The sequence below is a fragment of the Rhodococcus sp. RD6.2 genome (genome assembly GCF_001040705.1).
Classification (GTDB): Bacteria; Actinomycetota; Actinomycetes; order Mycobacteriales; family Mycobacteriaceae; genus Rhodococcus_G.
On record NZ_CVQP01000012.1, the window covers coordinates 197,201 to 210,724 of the forward strand.

A 13,524-nucleotide genomic window follows, 5' to 3' on the forward strand; every position below is an offset into this window, starting at 1 on the left:
TAGTCCAGGAGGGGAATCGACCGGCGCATCAAACCCCGCGACAGGTGCCGGTCTGGATCAGACCCCGTCGCGGCGGTGAAGAAGGAGCGCCCGCTGCATGTCGAGCAGTCTACTCGCACGACCCGTGGGCCGAACGTGCGCATGGGGGCGGCGGCAGACCCCAAGGGGGGATTGTCGGCCATATAGTCGTTCTCGGACGCTTGTTTCACTAAAGTCACTCGTAGACTCGGCCGTTTCGCTACTGTGTGCCGGTCAGAGTGGATTCGGCCCTCTGACCGGGGGTTTCACTGGAAGCGAGATCGACATGTCGGTAGGGCTCAACAAGCGACGGAATCACACTGCGGCCAGGGCTGGCGTCACTGCGTTCGGAGCGGGCCTGCTGCTCGCCGGCGCGGTGCTCGCGGCACCCTTTGCGTCCGCGGACACGACCATCGGCGGATGCACGATCGTCTCGGCGCCCACCGCGGCCGAGTTCACCGACTGCGCAGGTGCCAACCTGGTCGGTGCGAACCTCTCGGGCGTGGATCTGTCCCACGCCAACCTTGCGGGTGCCAACCTGCTCGGTGCAGATCTCACCGGCGCGAAGCTGGTCGGTGCGAACCTGTCGAAGGTGAACTTCTACCTCGGCTATGCGACGGGCGCGGACTTCACCGGAGCGAACCTGTCGAAGGCGAACCTGTCGAGCGCCGACCTCACCGGAGCCAACCTGACGAAGGCCACGCTGACGGACGCCGAACTCGGCGGCGCCAAGCTGATCGACGCGGTCCTCACCGGCGCTGTCGACGCGGACCTGGCCGGAGCAGTTACCAAGGAAGAGCCGCAGGGCGCAGGCAGCTCCGTTCCGGTGGATGAGGCAGGCGTGCCGCTCGGAATCAACATCACCGGTTCTGCGAACAGTGCCGGGTTTGCAAACGACGGTACAAACGGCGGTGGGAACGCTCCGTCGGGTGATCCGAACTCCTGGCTGAACATCACCGGCTCCGTGAACGACAGCCAGGTTGCCGGCGCCTAGGAGATCTGTACCTCCCGGGGAAGGCTAGGAGTCCGAACCGGGTACCTGTCGCATTTCCACAAGTGTCAGGCCGAGCGCGTCGAACCTTGCGAGCATCGCGCGTAGTTCCTGATCTCCGCTCACCATCCCGGTCAACTGCGTGAACCCGATCGGTGCGGCCGTGGCTGTCAGTTCCGGAAAGGCAGCCACGGCCCGCTCCGACAGGGTTCCGCGCACGATGAACTCGTAGCGGACCCGGTCGTGAGGGGTACGAGTCACCGTCCGAACCTCCGTGTCGTCTGGCTGGATTTCTTCAGCCTTCCGGACGGTCGCGTGATGCGCCTCACCCGTCGATGGTGAAACGAGCTACAACAGCCCCTGCTTGCGGGCCTCGGCGATGGCCTCCTGCCGCGTTCGCACCCCCAGCTTGCGATAGATCCCACGCAGGTGGGTCTTCACGGTGTTCACCGAGACGAACAGATCTGCGGCGATCTGTTCGGCAGTCCGCCACGACGGCAGTTCCGTCAGAAGTTCCCGCTCTCTCGCGGTGAGGGGTGGACTCCGGTCAGGAGCGGTGACCGGGATCGCCAGGCGGACGTGTTCGGCGAATTCGTCCTGTACACCGAATCGACCTGTGTGCCGGTCCAGCAGCGACCGGATTCTCGCCCCGCCGTCGAAGAACGGGCGCGTGATGCGCTCGGGTTCGGCGAGAGCCAGTGCCTCGGCCAGTCCCGAGCGTGCGTGGATGTCGTCGTCCCGCCGATCCGCGATCGTGGCCGCCAACAGCCACGCATGGATCGACGTGAGAGGCGCGACGCAGCGCAATGTCCCGTCCAGTACCGGTGCGAGCTCGGTGCTCGCGAGGTCGAGTCGTCCGCGGCGCAGTGCGACGGTTGCCGTGACCAGCGCCGTTTCGCCAGTTCGGCCGAGCATGCGGTCGAGCAGGAGCGACAATTGTCCGACCCTCGCGTCCTGGCCCTCGTCCAGCAGGGCACGCTGGACCGCCGGAGCCAACAGCGCGACGATGCCCGGCGGGACCGGATGGCGGGTGGCGGATTCCAGGAGGTCGAGGAGGGCGCCGGCATGCTGCCGAGGCGTTGCCGCGTCCGTACGATCCACCAGGCCCTCGACGAAGGCCGCGATGGATGCGATCGCAGGTTCGGCGTGGTCGGCCGGCGCGGGATGGTGATCGACCGACGCCGGTGCCGGCGGATCCATTCGCACGTACCGAACCCAGTCACGGATCAGCACTGCGAGTCGTACGTCGGTGTCCGACCCCACGACGCCCGCCACGCCGAGTTCGATCGCCGTCGCGGCCTGCCGGTCCGCTGCGGTGAGTGCGCAGCGGCATGCCGCGACCGCGGCGAGAGAGGCGTGCGCCTGGACCCGGAGAGCGGGCAGATCGGCTGAACGTGCGGTGGCAGCGGCAGCCTCGAGTTCCCGCGTCGCGTCGTCGAGCTGCCCGAGACGCAGCTCGGCGGAACCGGCGGTGAGCAGTGTGAAGGAGTCGAGCTCGGGGTTGCCCGACCTGCCCGCCGCATCGTCGCGGAGCCGCGTGAGGGCGGACTCGAGCCCGCCCGTGCGCAGCGCCAGCTGAAGACGCAGGGTGTGTTCGAGCAACTGTGTGTTCGATGTCCCGGTGCTCGTCCCTGCGTCGTCCGTGCCGAGCACCGACGCGGCTGCGGCGTCGTTGCCCCTGGCCAACTCGGCTGCAGCGCGGACCAGCCGCGCCGAGCGCCCCGCCCGCACCGACGGAGGAGCGTGGTCGAGGACGTCGATCACCCGGTCGCCGTGACCGCGGAGGACCGATCCGAGGCCGAGTCCGGCGATCAGTGACCGCAGCGCGCGGTCGTCGCCGGCATGCTGTGCGTGTTCGAGTGCGCGGACGTCAGCACCCGACCGGGCGAACCACCGTGCCGCGACGTTCTCGAGATCGGTGACCGCCTTCCTGCCGAGGCGACTCACCTCGGCCTGCAGGTACTCGCGCAGGAGGGGCCGGTAGCGATACCAACCGGGCCGCCCGGAGATCCGCTCGAGCGGAAAGTTCTCGCGTTCCAGAGCGTCGAGGATGGCACCGGCGTTGGAGTTGCCCGTCAGCTCCTCGGCGAGCTCGACGGTGAAACTGTCGGGAATGGACGACTCGACCACGAAAGCGCGTTCCGATGGCTCGAGGTGGTCGAGGACCTCGCCGACCAGGTAGTCGGCGACCACTCGGTGGTCGCCGCCGAAATCCGCGAGGATTGCGGCAGGGTCGGTTGCACGGCCGAGGACGATCGCCGCCAGACGCAACCCGACCGCCCAACCCTGGGTGCGTTCCCACACGGTGTGCAGGTCGGAGTCGTCGAGCGCCAGCTGGTGGCCGGCGAACAGTTGGGTTGCCTCGTCCTCGGTGAAAGCGAGTTCCTGGGGCGGGAAGTCGCGGACACGCCCGTCGAGGCGCATCCGGTGCAGCGCCAGCGGCGGTTCGAACCGTCCGGCGAGCACGGTGCGCAGCGCGGGTGGCGCCCAGCGCAGGAAGGAGCCCAACGCCTCGAGGGTGTCCGGGTCGCGGAGCAGGTGCACGTCGTCGAGGACCATCACGATCGGCTTGTCCACGGCGCTCAGCGCCTCCGCGACGACGCTGGGATCCTCGGTGGCGGCATCCGCGGGGAACTTCGACAGGGCGCTCAGGACGTCAGGGTCGTCGGTGGCGCGGAGCGCGGTGAGCACCGGGGCGAGGGTGCCGCGTTCGTTGTCGGATTCCTGGACGGTGAGCCAGGCGATGGTCGGGACATCTTGTGTTGCAGCGGTTTCGGTGACCCAGTCGGCCAGCAGCATCGTCTTGCCCGATCCGACGGGCGCGCTGAGCATCGCGACGGTGCCAGGGGCGTCGGGGTCCGGTGCCGCGACCGCGGACAGCGCGTCGTGGAGTCGGCGGCGATGGATCACCGCGCGGCCGTAGGTGGGCACCCGTGCCCGGCGGGTGCTCCATTGCGTGACGGTCATCCCTGGCCTCGCTCCCTGCTGACGGCCCGCCGGAATCTGAACACACCGACGTCTCCCTGCGTGGTGAACCCGCAGGGACCAGCGTTTTCGAAGGCTATAGCGAAGGAACCTCGGCCGCGCGTCAGGTGAGCGAGGGTCAGGCAACGAAACGGTTACGGTTCATCGCACGGAAGCGATCGAGGGACGGGTGAGGCGCACCCGCCCGATCGGGTCAGCGTGCCTGTACCGCGGACACCGCTTCGGCTGTCACCGGGTCGACGCTGTCGGCGAGTTCGGGATGCTTCGTCAGGTACTTCGCGACGTACGGGCAGATCGGGACGATGCGCCTGCCCGCGGCGATGGTTGCCGCGAGTGCGTCGTGCACGAGGATGCCCGCCAGGCCCTGGCCCGCGAACCGGTCGTCGACCTCGGTGTGGAAGAAGATTCGCTGGTTGTCGTGGTCGAGGTACTGGGTGAGGCCCGCGACCTCGCTCCCGACGGTGATCTCGTAGCGGTCGCCGGCGTCGCGGACAGCGGTGTCGGCCGGATTCTGGTGATCTGTCATGGATCCACTGTGCCGTAAGCAGTCCGCCGGGGTTACGTTCGACGCATGAGCAATCTCGAGACCACGCCCGACGAGGTCGTCTGCGAGAACCGCGACGGATCCGCACCACGACTGCTCGACTTCCGCGAGGTCCCGCTCGGTGGTCCGCGTGCGATGACGGTGCGGCGATCGCTGCCGCAGCGAGACCAAACCCTGATCGGCGCCTGGTGCTTCCTCGACCACTACGGGCCGGACGACGTCGCCGACAGCGGCGGGATGCGGGTCGCCGGCCATCCGCACACCGGACTGCAGACGGTGTCGTGGCTGTTCCGCGGGGAGATCGAGCACCGCGACACCACCGGCGCGCACGCGATGGTGCGGCCCCGCGAGGTGAACCTCATGACCGCGGGCTCCGGAATCGCGCACTCGGAGTTCTCCACCCCCGGCACCGACGTCCTGCACGGTGTCCAGTTGTGGGTGGCGCTGCCGGACGAACACCGTTTCACTGCACCCGCGTTCGAGCATCACGCACCACCGGTCCTCGACGTCGACGGCGCCGAGGTGGTGGTGTTCCTGGGCAGCCTGTTCGGGCAGACGTCGCCGGTGCGCACGTTCACGCCGCTCCTCGGTGCGGAGATCGTGCTGCGTCCGGGGCAACGCCTCGACGTCGCGCTGGACGGGACGTTCGAACACGGTGTCATGGTCGACACCGGAGCGGTGTCGGTGTCGGGGGTCGATGCGAAGGTCGGGCAGTTGGTGTACCTGCCGGTGGGGACACCGAGCACCGCGTTGGTGGCGTCGTCGGACGGGCCGGTCCGGGTCGTCGTGCTCGGCGGTGAGCCGTTGGGGGAGCAGATCGTCATGTGGTGGAACTTCATCGGCCGCACGCACGACGAGGTCGCGGCGTATCGGGCGGACTGGCAGCGGGAACGCGACGACCAGGGTGACCCGGGGTCGAGCCGGTTCGGGCCGTTCCCGTCGGAGTGGAGCGAGACGATTCCGGCGCCGATCCTCCCCAACGTCCGGTTGCGCCCGCGCGGCTGAGCTGCGGGGAATACTCCCGTCGCCCCTTCCGTTCAGCTGATTGAACATTAAATTACAAGCACCTCGTGCTGGTGCGCGGTTTTCGGGTCGAGGGACACCGAAACCGCGCGCCAGCGCCGGAGGCGCCAGGAGGAGGCGGCCATGCAGTTCGGAATCTTCACCGTCGGCGACGTCACGACCGACCCCACGACCGGGCACACCCCGACCGAGGGCGAGCGGATCAAGGCGATGGTCGCGATCGCGAAGAAGGCCGAGGAGGTGGGTCTCGACGTCTTCGCGACGGGCGAGCACCACAACCCGCCGTTCGTTCCGTCGTCCCCGACGACGATGCTCGGCTACATCGCGGCGAGCACCGAGAAGATCGTGCTGTCCACCTCCACGACGCTGATCACCACCAACGACCCGGTGAAGATCGCCGAGGACTTCGCGATGCTCCAACACCTCGCCGACGGTCGTGTCGATCTGATGCTGGGCCGCGGCAACACCGGACCGGTGTACCCGTGGTTCGGGCAGGACATCCGGCAGGGCATCCCGCTCGCCATCGAGAACTACGCGCTGCTGCACAAGCTCTGGCGTGAGGACGTCGTCGACTGGCAGGGCAAGTTCCGGACGCCGCTGCAGGGATTCACGTCGACTCCGCGTCCGCTCGACGGCACGCCACCGTTCGTCTGGCACGGGTCGATCCGCAGTCCCGAGATCGCCGAGCAGGCCGCCTACTACGGTGACGGCTTCTTCGCCAATCACATCTTCTGGCCGACCGACCACTTCCAGCGGCTGATCGACCTGTACCGGCGACGCTACGAGCACTATGGGCACGGTTCCGCGGACCAGGCGATCGTCGGGCTCGGCGGTCAGGTGTTCATGCGCAAGAACTCCCAGGACGCGGTGCGCGAGTTCCGTCCCTACTTCGACAACGCGCCCGTGTACGGTCACGGGCCGTCGCTCGAGGAGTTCACCGAGCAGACCCCGCTGACCGTCGGCAGCCCGCAGGAGGTCATCGACCGGACCTTGACCTTCCGCGAATCGTTCGGCGACTACCAGCGTCAGCTGTTCCTGATGGACCACGCCGGACTGCCGCTCAAGACGGTCCTCGAACAGTTGGACCTGCTCGGCGAGGAGGTCGTGCCGGTGTTGCGTCGTGAACTCGACGCCAAGCGGCCCGCGCACGTCCCGGACGCCCCGACCCACGCGACGCTGGTCGAGGGCAGGAAGCTGGAGGCGACGTCGTGACGGCGCGGACGGTTGCCGTCGTGTCGGCGGGCCTCGGGCAGCCGTCGTCGACGCGGCTGCTGGCCGACCGGCTGGCGGCCGCCGCGGTTCGGGAACTCGGGCCCGGCACCGGGATTCGCGTGATCGACCTGCGCGACCACGCTCACGACATCGTGAACGCGATGCTCACCGGATTCCCGTCGCCGACGTTGCGGGAGGTGATCGGCACCGTCACGGGGGCCGACGCCCTGATCGCGGTGACGCCGATCTTCAACGCCACCTTCAGCGGCCTGTTCAAGTCGTTCTTCGACGTGCTCGAGCCCGGGTCGTTGGACGCGATGCCGACAGTGATCGCCGCGACGGGCGGCAGCGCCCGGCACTCCCTCGCGCTCGAATACGCGGTTCGCCCGATGTTCGCGTACCTGCGGGCCGCCGTCGTTCCGACCGCGGTGTTCGCGGCGTCCGAGGACTGGGCGGGCGGCGTCGAGTCCGGCAGCGAACTGGACACCAGGGTCGACCGCGTCGCGCGGGAACTGGCCGCGGTGCTCGACGGGCGGACGCGAACCGTTGCACCCGATCCCTTCGACGAGCCGGTGCCGTTCGAGGAGATGTTGGCCGCGCAACGAACCGGGTAGCGAAACCGTCCAGGGCACGGAACGATTCGCGCACAGCGAATCGATGATTCGTGCCCGTGACGGCGACGCCCCGCGCCGGCGCCCGGTCGGCTACCTGCGCCGTCCGCGCGGCCGGGTTCGGCGGAGCCGGTGGCGTCGGGACGCGGCCCGGAGGCGCAGGGGTTGCACGGGGCTGTCGCTGTCGTGAGGATGCAGTGATGCTCTGCGTTGACTCACAGTCGAGCGGCTGGACGTCGGTGCATGCACTCTGACACCGAACGGCTGTCCGCTGTGGTGGCTCGGCCACCCTTGCCTCTCCGCCCGCCCGCGTTTCGATCGGCTGCCGGGCGGGTGCCCGGCAGCGTCGTCGGGGGTCGATACCGGCTGCTGCACTGTTGTGGTGGCGGTGCGGAATTCGAGTTCTGGCACGGACGTGACGTCGTCACCGACCGCGACGTCGGTCTGACGGTCCTGTCCAGCGACGCGGGTGATGCCGTCGACGTCGACGAAGTCTTTGCTCGCACAGTGTGGATGTGCGGGGTGAACACCCCTGCGCTGGCCCGGATCGTCGACATGGTGGACACCGACTCCGGCGGAGTCGTCGTCGCCGAATGGCAGTCGAGTTGTTCTCTGGCGACGGCAGCGTCGGTCGTTCCGACGCGCTCCGAGGCGACGCGGTCAGCTCGGCCGCTGACCGACGCGATGCGGATCGCACACCGCTCCGGCGGCGTGCTTCATCTCGACGCTCCGGGTCGTCTGCGCGTGGGTGCCGGAGGACACCTGTACGTCGCCTTCCCCGGGACGCTGCCCTCCGCGGACCGATTGGCGGATGTCCGCGGGCTGGCGTCCGCGCTGCGCGGTCTGCTTCACGGCGGCGGGGCCGGGTACGGCGCCCCCGTGTGGTGAGCGAATCCCCGTCGTGGTGCGGGACGCCGGCGTAGGGTTGCTGCCCGTCGTGGTTGTCCTCGTCGGCAGGGTGGGGTGCACATGGAGGGGAGCGGGGTCCCCGCAGTAGCTGGTTCACGCGCCGGGGTCCGGCTGAGCGGCCCCGAGGGTCTCGTGACGCTGTCCGTCGCAGCCCAGGTGGCTGCTCCGCGTCCGCACCGGTTTCGAGCAACCCTGCGCGCCACCGACATCGGAGCCGTGCGTGTCAATCGATTGCGAACCTCCGCGGTGTCGGCGTCGCGGACGTCGGCGTCGCTCGCCGACCCGCACAGCGAGCTCCTCGCCGTCGTGGTCGTGCAGTCCGGTGAGGTGACCGTCGAGCAGCAGCAGACCTGTTGGCGTGTCGGGGCGGGCGAATTGGGCTTCCTCGATTTCGGCGAGACGTTCGACGTCGCGCTTGCCGGACGCGGTGACTATCTGTTCGCGTACCTGCCGCGCGCCGTGCTCGCCGCTCGGTCCGTCGACGCGGGTGCCCTCGCGGGTGCGGTCGTCGGGGACGGTCCCCTCACCCGAATGCTTCGCGGTGTTCTCGGCCAGTTCGCGGAGTCGGATCTCGGGGCGGGCGAATCCTCGGAGCTGGCGCTCGTCGAACACGCGGTGGTCGACCTCTGTGTCGCCCTCATCCGCGCAGCGTCCGGTCGCGCCGCCGACTCGGCCGCCTCGGGGAGTCTGAATCGTTCTCGTGCAATCGAGTTCGTGGAGAACAACTTCACCGATCCGACGTTGACCGTGGCCAGGGTCGCCGCGGCCCTCAATGTCAGCTCTCGGTACCTGCACAAGCTGTTCGAGGGGGAGAAGCACTCGGTCTACGAGTTGATCCGGCGGCGACGGGTGGCGAGGGGCCTCGACCTGCTCGTCGACCCCGCACATGCGCACCTGAGTATCGGCCAGGTCGCTTCCCGAAGTGGGTTCGTCGGCTCCAGTCAGTTCGGACGCGCTGTCCGTCAGCTCACCGGATCGACGCCCCGCGCGATCCGGCGCGAGGGCACGGTCTCGGTCGCGGGCTCGGCGTAGCAGTCGCGCACCGCGACGTCCATCGGGAATCGAACAGCGGTGTCGCCGAACAACAATCGGGTTGCCGATGCGGTCGCATCGAGAACGTGCCGGACAGCGGCCTGTGGATCGCGGCTGTGCACGACCACCTCGTCATGCTGGAAGAACACCAGTTCCGACCCGGTGTCTGCCAGCCGGCGCCGCAACTCGGCGAGCAGGCACAGCGCCCACTCGGCGGCGGTGGCCTGCACCACGAAGTTGCGGGTGAAGCGGCCCCGGGCGCGTGCGTCCCGATCAGGTCGGCCGTGCGCGTCTCCCTCCGACCACCAGCGTTCACCGGGCGGTGGGCAGGCGCGTCCCAGCCACGAGTGCACCACCTCTCCCCGCTCGCCCGCCCTGGCGGCGTCCTCGACATAGCGGACCGCCACGGGAAAACGTGTGCGCAGCAAGGTGAGTAGGGATCGTGCCTCGCCTGCGGTGGCGCCGTAGAGCACGCCGAGGATCGCGACCTTTGCCTTGGCGCGGTCGCCGCCAAAGACCTCGGCGGCGACCGGCGCGTACAGGTCGGCAGCGCCTGCCGCCGCGACCATCAGCGGATCGCCGGACATCGCGGCCAGGATTCGAGGTTCGAGCTGGCCCGCGTCCGCGATCACGAGGCTGTGGTCGGGGTCGGCAATCACGCTGGTACGCAACGCTTTGGGAATCTGCAGGGCACCGCCGCCGCGACTCGCCCATCGACCCGACACGACGCCACCCGGAACGTACACCGGCCGGAAGCGGTCTCCGGTGACCCAGGCGTCGAGCCACGCCCAGCCGTTCGCCGAGTGCAGCTTGGCGAGATCGCGGTACCGCAGGAGCGGCGCGACCGCGGGATGGTCGACGTCGCGGAGCAGCCAGGCCCGCGTCGATGCCAACTCGACGCCGTCCCGGGCGAACGCCGCGACCACCTCCGGCTGCGACGCCGGGTTCACGCGTCGCCCGAAGGCAGCGCTCACCTCGTCTGCGACCTCCCGGAGTCGTACGGGCAGGACGTCGGCAGGCACCCGCGGGCCGAGCGCCGCGTCGAGCAGGCGCCGGTGCGCGGCGGCCGAGAACGGCATGCCGATGTGCCCCATCTCCGCTGCGGCGAGACCGCCCGCCGACTCCGCGGCGACGAGCAGGCGCAGGCGGGCGTCGGGTCCCGTCCGCGCCACCTGGTCGGCATGCTCGGCGAGCACCGCGTCCGGGTCGGCGGCGGGGGTGGTCTCGAACAGCGCGGGCCGCTCGTCGGCGGGCGCCGCCGTCACCGCAGCGGGGGCCAGTCCGGCCCGGGTGCGCAGCAGTGCCCCGGTCAGGGCGAGGTCGTGGCACCGCTGCACCCGCAGGCCCGCCCGCAAGACCGACGGGTAGATCGCCGCGGTGTCCGGCCACACCCAGCGCGGAGCTTCGGGTTCGAACGCCCGGACGGCGGCCGCCGCGTCCGGGAACAGCGCGGGCGGGGCGGTGGCCGCGCCGGTGTCGTCGGTGCGGATCGCGACGACGCGTTCCGGGCCCGGTGCCAACACGACTCTCACGATGTCAGTGTGTAGGACGGGCCCGACACGTCCCGGTCGTTCAGCCCTCGTCCGCCCGGTGCCGGATCCGGTCGCGAGGATCGGCGAACCGCCACGTCTCGTATCCGATCATCGCGGCCAGCACCGCGGTGAGCGCTGCCAGTGTCGCGAGCGCGGGGGTGTGCCAGAGCACGGGGATCAACGCGACCAGCACGGCCGCCGTCACGACCCGGGGATAGGTGATCGACCCGGTCGGGTACGCCTTGAAGTAGACCAGCGCCAGCAGGAACAAGGCGGCGCCGCCGAGCAGCGCCACGAGCGGCCAGCCGTACAGCGGGTCGGTGAGGCGGTGGTGGTTTCCGTCCGCGACGTACGAGAGCACCTTCTTCAACCCGAGCGACATGAGCACGATCCCCGCCACCATCGGCATGTGCGCGAAGGTGTAGCAGTGCTGGGCGATCCTGATCACCCGGGTGCCCGTCGCGGACTCGAAGGCGTGCTCGACGGCAAGGGACGTGACGTCGAAGTACGTCCACCACATCAGCGCCGACACGGCGAGCCCGAGCAGTGTCGCGACGATGATCGCCCACGAGATCGGCAGCGCCGCCACCCCGATGCCGATCGAGGTGATCGATTCACCCAGCGCGATGATGACGATCAGCCCGTGCCGTTCGGCGAAATGGCTCACCGATCGCAGCCGCCACCCCGCGCCGCCGATCATTGTGCCGAGGTAGTCGCCTGCCAGGGCGAGGAACCACATCGCGGTCTGGGCGGGGCCGGTCAGCTGGGACGCGATCAACAGGCAGACGGTGCCGACCGCCATGCTCGGCACGAATCGGAGGACCTGACTGCGTAGTTGGGGGTCCTCCCTGCTGATGACGAAGAACATCAGCAGGTGCAGCAGTCGCACCACGAAGTAGCCGAGTGCGAACACGACCGGGCCGGACAGGCCGCCGGGCAGGTCGTCGAACGCCTCGGGGATGGTGAGAGCCACGATGAACACCGCGCCCATCGCGGCGAACATCACCACCCGGGCGACGCCCTCGTCGGCACGGACCAGGTTCCACAGCCACGAGTACCCGACCCAGCACCACCACACGACGGCCATGACGAGAACCCCGCGCAGCAGGTTGGTTCCACTCGGGTCGTCCGCCATCAGGTCGGTGACTCGGGTCAACGCGAACACGAACACGAGGTCGAAGAACAGCTCCAGCGGGGAAACCGAGGCACGCTCCTGCACCTGCTGCAGGCGTAGTCGCCGAGGAAAGGTCATGACCCCATCGTGGCAGTGGTCACATGAACACGCAGTGTCCTCGGGATTGCTGATGCCCGGCTGGATGAAAGTCGCCCGGCCACCGTCGGTAAGGTTGACAATCGGACTTCGTAACCAGATCCCAGATCCGGAGGTTGATTGGCGTGGCACTCGTCGTGCAAAAGTACGGCGGATCCTCGGTGGCGTCCGCCGAGCGAATCCGACGCGTCGCCGAACGGATCGTTGAGACGAAACGCGCAGGCAACGACGTCGTCGTTGTCGTTTCGGCAATGGGCGACACCACCGACGAGTTGCTCGACCTCGCGCAGCAGGTATGCCCCGGCGGTCCGCCCGCGCGCGAGATGGACATGCTGCTGACCTCGGGTGAGCGCATCTCCAACTCGCTCGTCGCGATGGCGATCCACTCCCTCGGCGAGGAGGCCCGATCGTTCACCGGGTCGCAGGCAGGCGTCATCACGACCGGTGCGCACGGCAACGCCAAGATCATCGACGTCACCCCGGGCCGCGTCCGCGACGCCCTCGACCGCGGCTCGATCGTGCTGGTCGCCGGATTCCAGGGCGTCAGCCAGGACAGCAAGGACGTCACCACCCTCGGTCGCGGCGGGTCCGACACCACCGCTGTCGCGCTGGCCGCGGCACTGAAGGCCGACGTCTGCGAGATCTACACCGACGTCGACGGCATCTACACCGCCGACCCGCGGATCGTCTCCGACGCCCAGCGCCTCGACACCGTCTCCTTCGAGGAGATGCTCGAGATGGCGGCGTGCGGGGCGAAGGTCCTGATGCTGCGGTGCGTCGAGTACGCCCGTCGCTACAACGTGCCCGTGCACGTCCGTTCCTCGTACACCACCAAGCCCGGCACCATGGTGTCCGGATCGATGGAGGACATTCCCGTGGAAGAAGCCATCCTCACCGGCGTCGCGCACGACCGCTCCGAGGCCAAGGTCACCGTCGTCGGCCTGCCCGACGTGCCCGGATACGCGGCCAAGGTCTTCCGCGCCGTCGCCGACGCCGAGATCAACATCGACATGGTCCTGCAGAACATCTCGAAGGTGGAGACGGGCAAGACCGACATCACCTTCACGCTGCCGCAGACCGATCTGCCCGCCGCGGTGGAGAAGCTGACCGCGCTCCAGAGCGAGATCGGGTTCTCCGAGGTTCTCTCCAACGAGAGCATCGGCAAGGTGTCCCTCGTCGGCGCGGGCATGAAGAGCCACCCGGGCGTCACCGCCACCTTCTGCGAGGCGCTCGCCGAGGCCGGCATCAACATCGACCTGATCTCCACCTCGGAGATCCGGATCTCGGTGCTCGTTGACGACGCCGACCTCGACAATGCGGTTCGCGCGATCCACAAGGCATTCGATCTGGGCGGCGACGAAGAGGCCGTCGTCCACGCAGGAACAGGACGGTAACCC

12 protein-coding genes are annotated in these 13,524 nt (G+C 69.0%); 7 read left to right on the plus strand and 5 right to left on the minus strand.

The features are described 5' to 3' along the window. Nucleotides 1–304: 304 nt before the first annotated feature. Complete coding sequence (locus tag RHCRD62_RS24695) at nt 305–1,012, plus strand: pentapeptide repeat-containing protein (RefSeq protein WP_050067397.1); 708 nt, start codon at nt 305–307, stop codon at nt 1,010–1,012. Nucleotides 1,013–1,036: 24 nt separating this feature from the next. On the opposite strand, the gene RHCRD62_RS24700 is transcribed toward RHCRD62_RS24695, so the two are convergent. From RHCRD62_RS24700 to RHCRD62_RS24710, 3 genes are all read right to left on the minus strand, one after another. Further along, nucleotides 1,037–1,270 carry a hypothetical protein gene (locus RHCRD62_RS24700; RefSeq protein ID WP_050067398.1) on the minus strand — a complete coding sequence of 78 codons (234 nt, stop codon included), beginning with the start codon at nt 1,268–1,270 and terminating at the stop codon, nt 1,037–1,039. 87 nt (nt 1,271–1,357) lie between these two features. After that, nucleotides 1,358–3,976 (minus strand): winged helix-turn-helix domain-containing protein, encoded by a 2,619-nt coding sequence (locus RHCRD62_RS24705; protein WP_084734472.1) that lies wholly within the window; start codon nt 3,974–3,976, stop codon nt 1,358–1,360. Nucleotides 3,977–4,187: 211 nt separating this feature from the next. Then, the gene (locus RHCRD62_RS24710) at nt 4,188–4,520 is read right to left on the minus strand and encodes a GNAT family N-acetyltransferase (RefSeq protein ID WP_050067400.1); all 333 of its coding nucleotides are present in this window, start codon (nt 4,518–4,520) and stop codon (nt 4,188–4,190) included. Between the two features lie 45 nt (nt 4,521–4,565). Here RHCRD62_RS24710 and RHCRD62_RS24715 point away from each other — a divergent pair, with 45 nt between their 5' ends. From RHCRD62_RS24715 to RHCRD62_RS24735, 5 genes are all read left to right on the plus strand, one after another. Then, nucleotides 4,566–5,543: a pirin family protein gene (locus RHCRD62_RS24715; protein ID WP_050067401.1), complete on the plus strand. Its 978-nt coding sequence runs from the start codon at nt 4,566–4,568 to the stop codon at nt 5,541–5,543. A gap of 141 nt (nt 5,544–5,684) precedes the next feature. Next, on the plus strand, nt 5,685–6,773 hold the full coding sequence (locus tag RHCRD62_RS24720; RefSeq protein WP_050067402.1) for an LLM class flavin-dependent oxidoreductase: 1,089 nt from the start codon (nt 5,685–5,687) through the stop codon (nt 6,771–6,773). Beyond that, nucleotides 6,770–7,387, plus strand: a complete 618-nt coding sequence (locus RHCRD62_RS24725; protein WP_050067403.1) for a CE1759 family FMN reductase — start codon at nt 6,770–6,772, stop codon at nt 7,385–7,387. The genes RHCRD62_RS24720 and RHCRD62_RS24725 overlap by 4 nt, the downstream gene beginning before the upstream one ends. Before the next feature lie 240 nt (nt 7,388–7,627). Beyond that, on the plus strand, nt 7,628–8,272 hold the full coding sequence (locus RHCRD62_RS24730) for a protein kinase family protein (RefSeq protein WP_157051058.1): 645 nt from the start codon (nt 7,628–7,630) through the stop codon (nt 8,270–8,272). Between the two features lie 81 nt (nt 8,273–8,353). Next, complete coding sequence (locus RHCRD62_RS24735) at nt 8,354–9,325, plus strand: helix-turn-helix domain-containing protein (RefSeq protein ID WP_084734473.1); 972 nt, start codon at nt 8,354–8,356, stop codon at nt 9,323–9,325. On the opposite strand, the gene RHCRD62_RS24740 is transcribed toward RHCRD62_RS24735, so the two are convergent. Together RHCRD62_RS24740 and RHCRD62_RS24745 are read right to left on the minus strand one after the other, a co-directional pair. Beyond that, nucleotides 9,256–10,815: a bifunctional 3'-5' exonuclease/DNA polymerase gene (locus RHCRD62_RS24740; RefSeq protein ID WP_253277484.1), complete on the minus strand. Its 1,560-nt coding sequence runs from the start codon at nt 10,813–10,815 to the stop codon at nt 9,256–9,258. The two genes, RHCRD62_RS24735 and RHCRD62_RS24740, sit on opposite strands and share 70 nt — an antisense overlap. Before the next feature lie 82 nt (nt 10,816–10,897). Continuing rightward, a complete protein-coding gene (locus tag RHCRD62_RS24745; RefSeq protein WP_050067407.1) occupies nt 10,898–12,109 on the minus strand; it encodes a low temperature requirement protein A in 1,212 nt (403 codons plus the stop codon). Nucleotides 12,110–12,252: 143 nt separating this feature from the next. Between RHCRD62_RS24745 and RHCRD62_RS24750 the strand changes: the two genes are divergently transcribed. After that, nucleotides 12,253–13,521 (plus strand): aspartate kinase, encoded by a 1,269-nt coding sequence (locus tag RHCRD62_RS24750; protein ID WP_050067408.1) that lies wholly within the window; start codon nt 12,253–12,255, stop codon nt 13,519–13,521. The last annotated feature ends 3 nt before the right edge of the window (nt 13,522–13,524 follow it).

Coding starts and splice junctions, on each gene's coding strand:
- RHCRD62_RS24695 (WP_050067397.1), top strand. CDS start 305: ATGTCGGTAGGGCTCAACAAGCGACGGAATCACACTGCGGCCAGGGCT.
- RHCRD62_RS24705 (WP_084734472.1), bottom strand. CDS start 3,976: ATGACCGTCACGCAATGGAGCACCCGCCGGGCACGGGTGCCCACCTAC.
- RHCRD62_RS24710 (WP_050067400.1), bottom strand. CDS start 4,520: ATGACAGATCACCAGAATCCGGCCGACACCGCTGTCCGCGACGCCGGC.
- RHCRD62_RS24715 (WP_050067401.1), top strand. CDS start 4,566: ATGAGCAATCTCGAGACCACGCCCGACGAGGTCGTCTGCGAGAACCGC.
- RHCRD62_RS24720 (WP_050067402.1), top strand. CDS start 5,685: ATGCAGTTCGGAATCTTCACCGTCGGCGACGTCACGACCGACCCCACG.
- RHCRD62_RS24730 (WP_157051058.1), top strand. CDS start 7,628: ATGCACTCTGACACCGAACGGCTGTCCGCTGTGGTGGCTCGGCCACCC.
- RHCRD62_RS24735 (WP_084734473.1), top strand. CDS start 8,354: ATGGAGGGGAGCGGGGTCCCCGCAGTAGCTGGTTCACGCGCCGGGGTC.
- RHCRD62_RS24745 (WP_050067407.1), bottom strand. CDS start 12,109: ATGACCTTTCCTCGGCGACTACGCCTGCAGCAGGTGCAGGAGCGTGCC.